Origin of the sequence: Natrarchaeobaculum aegyptiacum (genome assembly GCF_002156705.1) — an archaeon.
Taxonomy (GTDB): Archaea; Halobacteriota; Halobacteria; order Halobacteriales; family Natrialbaceae; genus Natrarchaeobaculum; species Natrarchaeobaculum aegyptiacum.
On record NZ_CP019893.1, the window covers coordinates 780,568 to 794,720 of the forward strand.

Sequence of the window (14,153 nt, forward strand, 5' to 3'; positions counted from 1 at the left end):
AGACATCCGGTCGAAGAGTGCTGGGGATGACTCCAAGCGGCACTTAGCAATCGCTTCTTTGACTCACTCAACGAGATCACAACAGCGATTAATACAGCTATTGATCACCCCCTCGCAGGCCTGCTGAGCCGTCGACCCCGTGTGGACCTGAACGTGATCCAGCGAAGCATCTAATCGCCCCTCGAGGCCGGCTTTGATCTCACTGGCGAGTTGCTGGCCGGGTTCGGAGACGACCTCCCGGACTGAGTCGGGGACGCTGGCCTCGCCTGCGGGTTCGTGATCACGGTGGGCAGCTTTGTTGCGATGCAGCGAGGCTTCGGTTTGCTGTTCGATATCGTGTGGGACTTCAGCCGGCCAGGTCTGCTGGCGCTCGCGGAAGGCGGCCATCTCGCTGGGAGTACCCATCGCGTCGGTGGGCATCCCTTCGGCAGCCCACTGGTGGGTGTCGGCGTGGCCGTACTGTTTAGCCGCGCGCTGTAACGTTGCGCGCTGGGTCTCGGTCGGCTCGACCTCGCGACTTAGTTCCTCTCGAGACATCACAGAAATGAGCGTACCGCCGAGCGGTTGTCTGTCGATACCTGACATCTCCTGTTGGTGAGTTATGGTGTGGCGAGCAGTCGGTCGTTGTCGGGATCGGTGAAGTCGGGGTACATTTCCAGGCGTTTGTACTGTTCGGCGGCTTCGATGCGACCGGGACCGAGCACGCAGAATTCCTCGGGTGGGTGCAGCCCCATCCGGACGAAGCAATCGCGAATCTGGCACTGCAGGTAGTGATCGAAATACTCGCGGAACTGCTCGAGTGACCCGGGTTCAATTGGTGCGAGTTCGATCAACGTGTCCGGCTCGCGATTGAAGGGGTCGTCGGCAGGTTCGCCGATGTGCTCGCGGCCACTGCTGTCGACGTAGGCGGTGTACAGCGAGGAGACGCCGCCGATCTCAAGCGCGTCACTCGCATCAATATCTCGGTTTCGAGCCAGTGATTCGACCTGTTCGGTAAACGATTGCCAGGCTGAACGAGTCGAGTCGCTCAACTCTGAGACGGAGGTGTCCGCGTCCTTGAGGTTGATCCCGTGGACGGTCGCGAGCGTCTCAACCTCGTCCGCGAACTCGGTCTGTGTGGTATCGATGCCGAGATAGACGTGCTGGCGGTACAGCACCGAGTTCGGTCCTGCTGCGTCAGCCGGAATCAGGATCGCACGCTCGGTGTCGTCGTGGTAACTCTGCAGTTGCTGTTTCAGCTCGCCGAACAGCGCGTCGAACTCCGCATCCGTGAGGGTCTGAATTGCCTGTCTGACAGCGTCGATCCGTTCGGGGTGGATATCCGGCGGAACGGTGTCATAGCCCCGCTCGGCGTAGACGTAGTACTGCGCGAACCGACGGGCCTGTTCGACGTGTTCGTTGCTCTCGTCACTCCGTTGGGATGGATCGTCGGCATAGCCGTCTTGTTCGTGGTACTTGATCTCGCCACTTTCGTCCATCTCAATGAGATGCTCAACGTCATTGTTGTCAATAACACTAAGACCTACTCGTTCAGATTCGCCGGTTATGATCGCGTCCATAATTTATCCCCTCCTACTCTGTGCGTCACCCGTCGAGTCACCCACTCCAGTCTCTGCCCCACCGAAGCGCTGTCGGATCTTTTCGTCGACCAACTTTTCGATGTAACTGCTAAAGTCACTGGACTGCTGAGCGATCGCGTCGGATCCGCTCTCGAAGACGGGATCATAGGCGGCTTTGGAGACATCACTGGCGATGCCGGAGGCGAGTTCGGAGACGACCTGCTGGCCGGCAACCGCGCCACCAGCAGTGCCCACACCGGGGGCGATCAACGTACCAGCAGCGGCACCGACTAGCCCACCGACCGCACCGATCGCTCCTTTGCCGGTGGCTTTCCCTAAGCGCTCGGTGAGCGATTGACGCGTTTTACCGGATTGGATCTGACTGATGAGCTTCTGCTGGTTTTCGACCAGCGTGCCGACCGTCTCCACCAGATCACCGTCGTCGAGTTCCTGCAACTCGAGGTCGTCGTCGCTGTCTTGGTCCTGATCCTGGTCAGTCCCACTGATACCGGGGACCCGTTCGGCGACCGATGACAGTGCGCCTTTGACCGATCGCTGCACGTGTACATCCGTTCCCATCCGGTTGACGACCAGCGGCTCCTCACCAGAGAGTGCCTGCGTTGCGGCCTCGTCGGCCTCTCGCTCGAGTTGGGGATCAGGGTCGATCTCGAGGTCAGCGCCCTCCTGAGGCATCATGCTGATCGGTGCGCCGCCGTTCTGTTGTGTGACGTGGGCGAGTTCGTGCGCCAGAAGGTGCTGGCCCTCCGGAGTTTCAGGATCGTACTCGCCCGAGTTGAACACGATATCGTTCCCGCAGGTAAACGCCTTCGCGTCGATCGCCTCAGCGGCTTTCGCTGCAGTGCCGCCCGTGTGAATGCGCACGTCCGAGAAATCGGCGTCCATCCGCTCCTCGAGGGCGCGCTGGACGGGCTGATCCAGCGGTTGGCCACCGTTGCTCAGCACGTCCAGGACCTTGCCGGGAACCTCGTCGATGGTCGTGTCGGTCCCCTCGAGCGAGCGCTGGATCTGACCCTCGTCACGACCGAATAGTCGTGGAACCGCCGAATCAGCGAGATCCACGGCCGCAGCGGAGTGATCGAACGTCGCTGCCTCGAGGTGGGTCTCCACCCGGGCATGCTCGAGAGCAGCCGCCGCCAGCGGTTTGGGGCTTCCATCACGGACAGCAGCCGACGAAGACGCCGTGTCGGCTGTCTGTACCCGTGACGTGTCGCTCGTCTCGTCGTCCGAGTCCGCGTTCCGGGAGCGCTTCCAGTTTGTCATCTCCCTTCCCTCCGGGAGCGGTCGGTGTGGCCACGATTGGAGATTCGATTGGACATACTTGTCTTGGTTTTTGTTCTAAGGTGAGCACCATAATTCTTTGCGTGATAACTACGCTCTGTAAGGGCATGATGGCAGCGATACGTGGTTGGAGAGATGGAGAATTACCACTTCTAACCGAGGAATAATTGGAATGCGATGAATATGTACACCGACGCGGGGGCCACTTGCGCGCGGAATTCGAGCGGATCAGCGTAATTCTCGAGTAATCAGTATTAGTTCGGTCAGTTCAGCAGTGATTTCACACTGCCGAGCAGGGAGTTATCACCGAAGTATTTCGAGTCGAGGTCGGAGAGGTACGCCCCGTCCTCGTCAGGTGCATGGTAGTCCGGATAGAAGTCGACCTCCTCGTAGGCCAGTGCAGCAGCAATGTGACCCAGACCCAGGATCTGATACTCTTCGGGTGGCTTCACACCCATTCGAACGAAACAATCCCGGATCTGACACGCCAGATCGAACGACAGCCCGTGCTGGAACTGCTCGAGCGTGCCGGGATCGACCGGTGGTTCCTCGAACCGAGCGTCGGGTTCCCTGTCGGGTTCGATCGCGGTCGTTACCTGCTCGATGCCGTCGTGGTCGAGATACGCCATATGCAGTTCGGAGGTCGTATCGACGTAGAAGCCCTCGGCCAATTCCGCCAGTTCGTCCTCGTTGGGCTGTGCGAACAACTCCGTCGAAAAGCCGGACCAGGTCTCGAGGCCATCGTCGGTTAGTCCCGCTAGTGGCGTCTCGTTCGGTGATTGCTCGTCTAAATCGAGACCGAACTCCGCAGCGAGCTCTCGAGCGTCATCCGCAAGGTCGGTCTCGAGGGGATCGAGCCCGAGATAAACGTGCTTGCGATAGAGATGGTAGTCCTCGTCTTGCGAGTCTGCCGGCGGGTGAAGGACGCGCTCGGTGCTGTCGCCGTGGTGACTTTTCAGTTGCTGGTAGAGATCACCGAAGTGATCCTCGAACTCCTCGAGGTCCATCGAATCGAGCGCCGAGCGAACCGCCTGCAGGTGGACGGGGTTTTTCCACTTCGGGGTGACTGTGTCGTAACCCCGATTCAGGAAGACGTAGTACTGGGCATAGCGGCGGGCCTGCTTGCCGTGTTCGCTTTCTTCTCGAGTGCGGTTGTCGGCTTTATCCGAATACGATTCTGATTGATGGTATGAAACCTCACCATCGAGAAACATCGAAATTTCATGTAGCGAACCAGTATTGTCGTAAACATCGACGGCTACACCCTTCTCGTTTTCATCAATGATTTCTGCTCGCATTCTTTCACCTCAGACCGGTCCCATCGTTATCGTTCCAATCGTCATCCTCATCCCGGCCACCGAGCCAGCCTGGCAGGCGGTCGCGCAAGGCACCAGCCTTCTCATGGACGCGACCAGATGCCATTTGCTCGGCAGTCTGACCGATGGCAGGGCTGGTATCGAGCATGCCTTTAGTGGCAGCCCCAGCCAGACCGGCTCCAATAATCGCCCCCAGCGGGCCTGCCAGCCCTAACGCGGCAATCCCCGCGCCAGTCGCTAATCCGGCTCCACTCGAGAGGGCGTCCTTTCCAGCCTCGGAGACCATCTTTCGTTTGGTCGAGGCGGGCCGGATCTGTTCGGAGACGTACTTGCCGAGTTCGGACACCTGCTCCTCGAGATTTTCGACTCGGTCTTCGACCGAGCCCTCGGTGGCCCCCATCTGAGCGTAGCTGTCGGCTTCACGCTTCTGATCGTTTTTCAGCGTTTCGTGGTTGACCTTCGCGAAACTTGCCACAGTACTGCCGATATCGGCGATGGCCCCCGTAAACCGCTGGACGTGGATTTCGGTGTCGGCCATCTCGCCCTCGAGGCCGGTCTCCCAGCCGCGCATGACCTGGCCGGCGATCTCGTCGGCCTCGCGTTCGGCGGCCGGGTCGGGGTCGACCTCCATCTCGACTTCGGTTTTGGGCATCATCGAGATGGGAGCGTCGGGTTGCTGCAGCGTGTGGACGACCTCGTGGGCGATGAGATGCTGGCCTTCCGGACTCTCGGGATCGTACTCGCCGGAGTTGAACACGAGTGTGAACGCCGACTGCCAGCCAGGGATACGTGAGTTGTTCGTCGTCGGCTGCGGCGACGCGACACGGGATTCGACACTCATGAATGCTGTCTGCAGGTCTGGGTTAGGCCCTGTAGCCTGGAACGTCGGTGTTCGGATCGGCGTAGTCGGGGTAACAATCGAAGTGGCGGTACTTCTGGGCGAATTTGTAGAGGCCATGACCAAGCACGCGGTACTGTGCGGGCGGTTCCTCGCCCATCCCGACGTAGCAGTCTCTGATCTGGCAGAGCAAGTGTTCCTCGATTAGGGGCCGGAACTGCTCAACTGAATGCGCAGGCATCGGCGTGAACTCGAGGCGGGCATCGGGTTCTCGATCAAACGGACGATTGCCTTCGACGACGCGGTCGTCATTAGTGTCCTCGTAGTACAGCAGGTGGACATCCGAGACTGCCTCGACAGAGAACTCCGGCGGCTCGATGTCGCCGGACGCCGCTCGCTGCTGAACTTGGCCGGCGAAACTGGCGACCTTCTGTCGGAGGCCTCCACTGTCGGTCTGAGATTCGACTTCGTCAACAATCGTCGCCAGTTCGTCGCTGTACGCGTCCGCGGTCGCTCGGACCTCCTCGAGATCCTCCGCGAGGTAGACGTCGAGCATGTAGAGTCTAAACTCCTCGCGATCGACGTACTCGAGGGAATCGACCGGTGGGTCGACTGACGGATCGTCGTAGCTAACCACTTGCCGGTGGAACGGCTCGAACAGCGACTCGAACTGATCGTCGTCCATCGTGTGGACGGCCGCGAGTACCGCAGCGATCCGATCCGGGTTCATACGCGGCTCAATCGTGTCGTACCCTGTTTCTCGGTAGACGTGATATTTTGCATAGCGGCGAGCCTGAGTGATGCGTTCGTCTTCGGTGTTGGTGCGTTCAGAGGGATTATCAGGATATTCCTCCTGATTGTGATAGACAATTTCGCCATCAAATAGCATCTCAATTTTATGTTTTTCTCCGCTGGCGTCAACCACTTCTATTCCTACACCTTCGTCTGTCTCACCTGCGATATTGGCTTTCATACTTCAGAAGATTCCCAGAACACTATCATCTTCGTCTTCAGTTTCTTCTTCTTCCCGGCTCTTGTGCTCGTCTTCGTCACTCTTGGCTCGCCACTCGGAGAACCACGCTTTGGCGCGCTTTTTGAGCGCGGAGATGCCTTCTTTGCCGCCAGTGACCTTCGCGGCGGTGGTCCCGGCAATGACCGTTCCGAGAACGGCGTCGGCGTGGGCATCGCCAGTGAGGTTGCCGAGAAGGCTTTCGACGCCAAGGGCGTCAGCACCAGCATGCTGAGCTTGGGTGAGTGCGGCACCGACGCTGCCCCAAATACCGGCCGCGCCAACTTTCTTCGCGACCCCGTCGTCGCCCGAACCGTCCAGTTGTGCTTTGAGCTCGTCGGTCCGATCGGCCAGTGACTTCAACGGCTCCAGCTCACTTAGTGACTCCTCGATGGCACTCACCCGGCCGGCCAGGCCCGCGCCACCTTCTGCACCTTTCACTGGAGCACCGGCAGGCATCCGCTGAATGTGGACGTCCGTCCCCATCCGACTCACGACCAGCGGCTCCTCACCGGAGAGTGCCTGCTCGGCCGCCGCGTCGGCCTCCCGTTCTAACTGCGGATCAGGGTCAATCTCGAGATCAGCGCCCTCCTGGGGCATCATCGAAATCGGCGCGCCACCGTTCTGTTGTGTGACGTGGGCGAGTTCGTGCGCGAGCAAGTGCTGACCCTCCGGACTTTCGGGGTCGTACTCGCCCGAATTAAACACGATATCGTTCCCGCAGGTAAACGCCTTCGCGTCGATCGCCTCAGCAGCTTTCGCTGCAGTGCCGCCCGTGTGAATGCGCACGTCCGAGAAATCGGCGTCCATCCGCTCCTCGAGGGCGCGCTGGACGGGCTGATCCAGCGGTTGGCCACCGTTGCTCAGCACGTCCAGGACCTTGCCGGGCACCTCGTCGATGGTCGTGTCGGTTCCCTCGAGCGAGCGCTGAATCTGACCCTCGTCACGACCGAATAGTCGTGGAACCGCCGAATCAGCGAGATCCACGGCCGCAGCGGAGTTGTCGAGTCTGGCCGGGGCGAGGTGAGTCTCGACCTTGGCTGCATCTTGCTCGAGTGCGGCGGCCGCCAGGAGTTTAGAACTTCCATTTTGTAGAGCGGCCGACGAGGACGTTGTCTCCGCTGTCTTCGCCTGTGATTTGTCGCTCGTCTCGTTGTCCGAGTCCGATTTCGAGCGCGCGTTCCGAGAACGCGTCCAGTCTGTCATCGTCTACGCCTCCGGGCGCGGTTGGTGCGTCCGTACTTGGGGGTTCGATTGGACATGCTCGCCTTGATTTCTATTCTAACACGAACACCATAATTCTTTTCGTGCTAACTACATTCTGTAAGAACATATGGCAGTGATACGTGGTTGGAGAGATGGAGAATTACCCCTTCTAGCCGAGGAATAATTGGAATGCGATGAATATGTACACCGACGCCGGAGACCACTTGCGCGCGGAGTTCGAGCGGATCGGCACGGTTCTCGAGTGTGTCGTCGAGACGGAAATCCGAGGCGAGGAGTCCAACGAGCCGGGCCGTCTCGTCGGTGAGACCCGTCTGGCCACGTTCACCGGAGCTGAGCCGCCACCCACGACGGATGCCATCGAAACGGCACAACAGAGAGCCGAAACGATCGAAGAACGCATCGCCGAGAGCCGCGACGAAGCTATCGCACTGCCGCTGGACGACCTCTGCCGGACGTTCGACCTGTCCCGGGAAGAGAAAGACGTGTTGTTGTTCGTCCTCGCCCCCGAAATCGATCGGTCGATCACCGATATCTACGGACGGCTGGATGGCTCTGGACAGGCACTGTTACCCACGGTCGCGATCGTCGAGCGACTGCTATGGTACGCAGGCCACCGGGAGACGACCCCGACTGGCGACCGCCACGACGCGCTCTCCCAATCCACGCCGCTATTCGAGTACGGCATCGTCGACCGAACGGCAAGAGAGGACGCCAGTCCGTCGAGGCTCGACGTCCTCTCCGTCGACGACCGCATCGTCGAGTTTCTTCAGGGAGACGATAGCCTCGATTTGAGAGTACGGACGCGCCTCGAGCGGGAGACCCGAATCCGGGACCAGCCACTGACGATCGCAGACGCAGACGCGTCGCTCGAGGAGCTGCTGATAGCCCCGGAGTGTCGGGCGGATCTGGAGGCCCTGCCCGATCCCGATGGTCGGGGCCGGCGCGTCTACGTCCACGGCCCAGAGGGAGCCGGAATGCACCGTGCTGTGGAAGCCGTCTGTGAGAGCGACCGGCTGCTCCGGGCCGACCTGCGGGCGGTCCTCGCGGACGACCGCCTCGAGGCGGTCGTCCGCGAGGCGCGACTGCTCGGCCTCCCGCTCGTCCTCCACCACGCCGACCAGGCTGTTGCCGACGCGGATCAGTCACTCGAGGCGATCGTCCACCGCGTCGGCGACCTCGAGAGGGGGCTCTACGTCGTCGGCCGGGAGTCGTGGACGCCGTCGAACCGGCGGGACCGAACACTGGACGCGATCCAGTCGTTTTCGCGACCGACTATCGCACAGAGACGGGAATTCTGGACGGACCGGGCTGACCAGTTCGCGGCGGATATCGATCCGGAACGGCTGGCGAGCACGTTCGATCTGACCCAGGGACAGCTGGAGGCGGCGCTGACGACGGCTCGAACGCTGGCTGCCGACAGCGAGCCGACCGTCGACGACATACGCGCCGGCTGTCGCGCTCAGTCCGCCGACGCGCTCGCGGACCTGGCACAGCACGTCGAGCCCGACCTGTCGTGGGACGACATCAAACTCGGCGACGAGACGAGACGCCAACTCGAGACCCTCGAGGCCCACGTCACGAACCGCGGGCGTATCTACGACGACTGGGGGTTTCGCGACCGCGACAAGAACGCGGGCGTCGTCGCCCTGTTCAAGGGGTTGCCGGGGACCGGGAAGACGATGGCCGCCGAGGTGCTGGCAAAGGAAGTCGGGATGGACGTCTACAAGATCGACCTCTCGTCGGTCGTCTCGAAGTACATCGGCGAAACCGAGGAGAATCTCGAGGAGATCTTCCAGGCAGCCGAGCAGTCGAACGCGATCCTGCTGTTCGACGAGGCCGACTCCATCTTCGGCGACCGGGCGGAAGTTTCCGACGCGACCGATCGGTACGCGAACGTCGAAGTGAACTACCTGCTCCAGCGGATCGAACACTACGACGGCATCATCGTGTTGACGACCAACTACGCACAGAACATCGATACCGCCTTTTCCCGGCGTATCACGCATACGATCCGCTTCGAGAAACCCGACGCAGCGACGCGACGGGCGATCTGGGAGTCGATTTTCCCACCGTCGATGCCCGTCGAGAACATCGACACCGAGTGGCTCGCCGACTTCGAGTACAGCGGCGGGACGATCGACAACCTCGCGAAACACATCGCGATCTACGCCGCCGAGGCCGACGCCGAGACGATCACGATGCGACACGTCGTCGAAGCGCTCGAACAGTACAAACGCGACCGAAACAGTCGGATTCAGGACCGTGACTTCGAACCGTATCTCGAGTATCTCCAGGGACCGACCGAACGAGAACAACAGCAACAACGCCACCGGATTCGCCACGATGAGAACTGACACCCGCCATCACCGACAATACCCGAACCGATGACGTACAGCGCCATAGCCGACGTGACGACGGCGATCGTCGAACTCTTGCGGGAGCACGCGGCGGAAGCGGCAACGCCACTCGATCCGTCCGGGATCGAAGCAGTTGCTCCTGATGCGGTCGATTCGCTCTCCGGGCTCGAACTCGCAGTGTATCCGTACCGGATTGCGACGGACAATCGGGCCGGAACGGCGGTCAAGCAAGTGACCGGCACGACCCGCTCCGATCCGCCGCTGACGCTTTCGGTGCGGTATCTACTGATCGCCTATACTGATCACGATGAGACGCGAGCGGAGAGTGGTGACGGACGATCGGGACCTCTCGAGCGGGGGACGAGTCTGGGTGCTGCGTTGCAGATTCTTCACGACAACCAGCAGCTCGATCCGAACGACTCGCCGGCGGCGCTGTATCAGAACGAGTCGCTCACGATAACGTTCGTCGACGAACCACTCGACGAGATGCTATCGCTGTGGGCCCAGTTCGAGGGTGCGAGCTATCGTCCGACCGCCGCGATCGAGGTTGCGCCGGTCGTGATCCAATCGTTGAACGAGGAAGAGTTTACGCGTGTCGATGAACGGGAAACTCGCGTCGGGCGTCACACAGACGGAGCCGATACCGATGAGACGCCGGATCGTCTCGACATACCTGATAACTCGTAGCAGGCGACGAGTTGTGCTGATTCGATATCTGGTGTGACTATTCCGGGAGTCCCGACACCGTTTCGAACCGCTGGTAGGTCAACTCGATCGACTCGAACGCCATCCGGTTTTTCGCACCGATGAGGTCGGGCCCCTGCCATCGGGTCGGATAGGCACCGGTAAACTCCCAGCCCCAGACGCTCTGTCCCTGAAACTCCTCCTGCAATTTGATGACGACGTCTTTCCGCGTCACGGTACCGCTCATAACCTCCTCGATCCACTGCCAGAACGTCGCATCTTCGGTCATCCCGCGTTCCATCACGAGATTCGCGTGCGAAAACGTCCCCGGCAGCGAGTGGACGTGGTCGTTGACGCCGCCTTCCCGGTACTGGACGGTCTCCAGTTGCATCGTGATACCGGATATCTCTGAAAAGCCGGCGACCGGTTCGCCGTCGACCTGTACTTCGAAATTGAACTGTGTGTATGGGTCGCTCTGATCTGTGTACGTCATAGTATGTGGTCCTGTGAGAGGAGTGAAAGCGGGCTAGAGATCCTCCAGGGAGTTCTGGAGGACGGTTCCCTTGCCGTCGTCTTCGAGGATGCTTCCGGAGTGGGTGTCCTCGAGCTGCGGTGACGGTGGCGGTCCGTCGTTCATCCGTTCGTTGATCTTGCTGATCTCTTCACACCACCGGTGTCGCTCCCAGTGTGGGAGTTCGAGCACCGTGTCGTGATTCCATCCGAAGTGATAGGCCACGAACGCAACCTCTTCGTAGAGCGTCTCGCGGTCGTACAGCTGTATCACTTGGTCGGATTTCCCGAAGCCAGCTCACCTGTCTCGGCGTCGTCGTCGTTCGAATCGTTGGCGGTCGGCGAGTCGAACTCCATCTCCACGTCGTCAGCTGGTGCAGCCGGCGGTTCGGCCGTCGACTCCTCGGTTGACACGTAGGGTCTGCCGGTCATCAGGTCAACCTCGAACTCGTGTCCACACTCCGGACAGCCGGTCGCGACAGTGTTGCGGCCGCGGTTGTTGACACGTTCGTACATCGCCTGGAGGTGTTCCAGGTCGGTGACGAACAGGTTCTCGATGACGCTCCGGTCGACCGTCTCGAGCGTGCCGAGTTCCGTCACGACTCTCGCGAGTAGTGTGATCGTCAGGTACGATTGATTCGACTGTACCTTCGGATCCTGAAGCGGTTGGATCTCATCGGCGGCCGTCGCAAGCCGCATTCGACCCTCTTTGTGCAGCGTCCCGTCGTCGTCGACGTACCCTCGAGGGAGTGTGAACTCGAATTCGGTCTGGAGTGGTTGCTCGCTCATTCGTATCGGGTGTGCGTGACCGTAATGTTGCTGACGTGTGCGCTGGCGCTGCCGGTGTGAAGATACCCCTCACTGTCGATGCGACACTCGTCACCGTACCAGGTGTGATCGAGGGAGTATCCGTGTCCGGACAGCGGTTGCTTCGTCATTGGTTCTTGCGCTCCATCTCTTCGAACTCGACGGTGAACGTCTCGATCGCCAGTGCCTCGGCACCGCCGTTTGCTTGTGCGTTCAGCGTCGGTGGCTCGTACTCGCGGATCCAGGCTTCGGAGAACTCGTACCGGATCGCGTTATTGCCCGACTGGTCCATGATTACCACCGCGATGTCTTTTCTCGCTTCGTCCGCGTTGCCCTCTTCGACGGCCTTCAGCCAGTCGTTGAGGGCACCGTTGTCTTCGTCGGCACCGCGGGCGAGGACGAGCGGCGAGTAATGGACGTCACCGAACATCTTCCGGGTGTGTTTTGCGTCGTCACCCTCGCGGTAATCGTACTCCTCGGTTTCCTTTTTCGGCAGCTTGACTTCGAGGAAACCGGGGACTTCAGCGCCGTCGAGCTCAACTTTGAATTCCGTGCTTGGTAGGGGTCCGTGTTCTGGCATAGGTGTTGTGTGTGTTATAGTCGTCTGGGTGTGGTTCTACAACGATACGATCAGGCGGTTTCGGTGTTCTGTGAGATTCGGAACACGACGAACTCCGCCGGTTTGACTGGTGCAATACCGATTTCGACGATCAACCGACCGTTGTCGATGTCGTCCTGGGTCATCGTCTCCTCGCCACAGCGGACGAAAAACGCCTCGTCAGCGGTCGATCCCTGCAGACCTCCTTCTCGCCAGACCGTTTTGAGGAACTTCTCGGTAGACTGGCGGATACGAGCCCACAGATCCTCGTCATTGGGTTCGAACACCGCCCACTGTGTTCCCTCTTCGAGAGACTGCTCGATGTAGAGAAACAGGCGGCGAACGTTGATATACTTCCATTCCGGATCGCTGGAACAGGTGCGAGCACCCCAGACGCGGATGCCACGCCCCTGAAAGCTCCGGATACAGTTGACGCCTTTCGGATTGAGGACGTCCTGTTCTCCCTTCGTGATGTCACGTTGCAAGCCGACGATTCCCCGTAGCGGTTCGTTCGCAGGAGCCTTGTGAACGCCGTGGTCGACGTCGCTTCGGGAATAGATCCCCGCGATGTGACCACCCGGCGGAGCCAGCTTTTCACGATTGGTAACCGGATCGAGAACCGAGACCCAGGGGTAGTAGTACCCTGCGTAGGAGGAGTCGACGGGTGTCTCCATTTCGGACACCGGACCTGGGTTTTGCGGAGACTGCAGGATCGCGAACCGGTCGCCCATGTTTTCACAGTGAGCAACGATGGCGTCGGTCAATCCCTGCACGTCGTTTTCGTCCGGAGCACAGACGAGGGAAATATCGTCAATGGCTTCGAACGCTGCCAGGCCGGTGCGGAGATCGGGTTTATTCACACCTTCGTAGTCGTTGAGTGTCACTTCACCTTCGGATTCAGCCTCGAGCCCGGGCTCCGGTTCTGCCTGCTCGGGCAGTTCGGTAACGACTTCCATGTCGACCTCGCGTTCCCCGTCGCGAATCTGTCTGAGTACGTCGATGAATTCATCCGACGATGGATCTGCATCGATGTCGATGGGTTCGGCGAGTGCCTCCAGTCTGTCTTCGTCGAGTTCGTCCAGGTCTTCCGGAATGTGCAGCACGTCCTCGTGGTCAACCGTCACGGTACCACCATCAGTGCGGATTTCGTGGTCGTCTCGGCTCAACCAGACGAGCCCGTTTTTCGGTCGACCATCGTCGAGATACTCGATGTTGACCAACACGGAACTCGCCAGTTGTTTTTCGTGGAACTGACTGGATTTCGGATCCGTCGACAGTCCGTCAAACACCTCTTCGACGTCCGGTGAGGGTTCGGGCCGATTACCGTCGGGATCCATCACCTCCGCTCGGTCGCACGACCAGTACCGGATAATCATATCGAACTGGTCCTGATGTTGGCCGTCGCGAACAATTACGGCGACGTTCGATCCCCAGTCGCCCGGACCGTTCGCCTCGAGTTCGACGACACCGTTCTTGTCGTCGTCGATCAACGTTCTCGTTGCGACATCGTTGGGATCGGCCGCAGTAACTCGTGCGACGTAGCAGCGACTCCCTCCGTTTTTGAAGAAGCCGTTGACTGCGACGTCTAGGTTCGACTCTTTGGGACTCGATCCATAGATGCGTTCGAACTCGTTGTAGCTCGTAATGAACTGTGGTTCGACCGGTCCACGAACCGTCTGTCCCAGAAATCCTGCAGTACTGGTACTTACACCTTCGACTGATTTGCTTCCGGTGCTTTGTTCTTCGACGTAAACTCCGGGTGCTTGATACTCTGGCATTTATATCCTCTTCCAGACGTGCTACGTTACATTAGTCGGACATTATAGTAATATATTTTACGATACGTATAGCAAAATCACTAATTACGTATTATAAAAATATGTAGTTTATATAGAGAAGAATAACTATCGAGACCGGAAGTGGTGAGATTTCTGTAGTAGCTATGGTGT

At 59.7% G+C, this 14,153-nt stretch carries 15 protein-coding genes; 2 read left to right on the forward strand and 13 right to left on the reverse strand.

Features of this window, described 5'->3' with window-relative positions; all coding sequences use genetic code 11:
• Positions 1–63: 63 nt before the first annotated feature.
• The 7 genes from B1756_RS19785 to B1756_RS03950 form a co-directional block, all read right to left on the reverse strand.
• On the reverse strand, positions 64–537 hold the full coding sequence (locus tag B1756_RS19785) for a hypothetical protein (RefSeq protein WP_086887369.1): 474 nt from the start codon (positions 535–537) through the stop codon (positions 64–66).
• Positions 538–599: 62 nt separating this feature from the next.
• The gene (locus B1756_RS03925; RefSeq protein WP_086887370.1) at positions 600–1,559 is read right to left on the reverse strand and encodes a DUF7958 family protein; all 960 of its coding nucleotides are present in this window, start codon (positions 1,557–1,559) and stop codon (positions 600–602) included.
• A 3-nt stretch (positions 1,560–1,562) separates the two neighbouring features.
• Positions 1,563–2,840 (reverse strand): eCIS core domain-containing protein, encoded by a 1,278-nt coding sequence (locus tag B1756_RS18975; protein ID WP_228434455.1) that lies wholly within the window; start codon positions 2,838–2,840, stop codon positions 1,563–1,565.
• 281 nt (positions 2,841–3,121) lie between these two features.
• Entirely contained in the window at positions 3,122–4,156 is a 1,035-nt protein-coding gene (locus tag B1756_RS03935) for a DUF7958 family protein (RefSeq protein ID WP_086887371.1), read from the reverse strand.
• Between the two features lie 4 nt (positions 4,157–4,160).
• The gene (locus B1756_RS03940; protein WP_228434457.1) at positions 4,161–5,015 is read right to left on the reverse strand and encodes an eCIS core domain-containing protein; all 855 of its coding nucleotides are present in this window, start codon (positions 5,013–5,015) and stop codon (positions 4,161–4,163) included.
• A gap of 22 nt (positions 5,016–5,037) precedes the next feature.
• Positions 5,038–5,985, reverse strand: coding sequence for a DUF7958 family protein (locus B1756_RS03945; protein WP_228434384.1), 948 nt, complete (start codon positions 5,983–5,985; stop codon positions 5,038–5,040).
• Positions 5,986–5,988: 3 nt separating this feature from the next.
• On the reverse strand, positions 5,989–7,227 hold the full coding sequence (locus B1756_RS03950) for an eCIS core domain-containing protein (RefSeq protein WP_228434383.1): 1,239 nt from the start codon (positions 7,225–7,227) through the stop codon (positions 5,989–5,991).
• A 194-nt stretch (positions 7,228–7,421) separates the two neighbouring features.
• Between B1756_RS03950 and B1756_RS03955 the strand changes: the two genes are divergently transcribed.
• Together B1756_RS03955 and B1756_RS03960 are read left to right on the forward strand one after the other, a co-directional pair.
• The gene (locus tag B1756_RS03955) at positions 7,422–9,602 is read left to right on the forward strand and encodes an ATP-binding protein (protein ID WP_228434458.1); all 2,181 of its coding nucleotides are present in this window, start codon (positions 7,422–7,424) and stop codon (positions 9,600–9,602) included.
• A gap of 30 nt (positions 9,603–9,632) precedes the next feature.
• Complete coding sequence (locus tag B1756_RS03960) at positions 9,633–10,292, forward strand: Pvc16 family protein (RefSeq protein ID WP_086887373.1); 660 nt, start codon at positions 9,633–9,635, stop codon at positions 10,290–10,292.
• Positions 10,293–10,329: 37 nt separating this feature from the next.
• Here B1756_RS03960 and B1756_RS03965 read toward each other — a convergent pair whose 3' ends face one another.
• The 6 genes from B1756_RS03965 to B1756_RS03985 are packed head-to-tail and all read right to left on the reverse strand — an operon-like array spanning position 10,330 to position 13,982.
• A complete protein-coding gene (locus B1756_RS03965) occupies positions 10,330–10,782 on the reverse strand; it encodes a CIS5 family contractile injection system inner tube adaptor (RefSeq protein WP_086887374.1) in 453 nt (150 codons plus the stop codon).
• A 33-nt stretch (positions 10,783–10,815) separates the two neighbouring features.
• Positions 10,816–11,073 (reverse strand): DUF6760 family protein, encoded by a 258-nt coding sequence (locus B1756_RS03970; RefSeq protein WP_086887375.1) that lies wholly within the window; start codon positions 11,071–11,073, stop codon positions 10,816–10,818.
• A complete protein-coding gene (locus B1756_RS03975) occupies positions 11,070–11,588 on the reverse strand; it encodes a hypothetical protein (RefSeq protein ID WP_086887376.1) in 519 nt (172 codons plus the stop codon). The genes B1756_RS03970 and B1756_RS03975 overlap by 4 nt, the downstream gene beginning before the upstream one ends.
• Positions 11,585–11,737, reverse strand: a complete 153-nt coding sequence (locus B1756_RS19545) for a hypothetical protein (protein WP_186336500.1) — start codon at positions 11,735–11,737, stop codon at positions 11,585–11,587. Before B1756_RS19545 ends, B1756_RS03975 begins: the two co-directional genes overlap by 4 nt.
• Positions 11,734–12,186 (reverse strand): CIS1 family contractile injection system inner tube protein, encoded by a 453-nt coding sequence (locus B1756_RS03980; protein ID WP_086887377.1) that lies wholly within the window; start codon positions 12,184–12,186, stop codon positions 11,734–11,736. Before B1756_RS03980 ends, B1756_RS19545 begins: the two co-directional genes overlap by 4 nt.
• A 50-nt stretch (positions 12,187–12,236) precedes the next feature.
• Positions 12,237–13,982, reverse strand: coding sequence for a phage tail sheath family protein (locus tag B1756_RS03985; protein ID WP_086887378.1), 1,746 nt, complete (start codon positions 13,980–13,982; stop codon positions 12,237–12,239).
• Between the last annotated feature and the right edge of the window lie 171 nt (positions 13,983–14,153).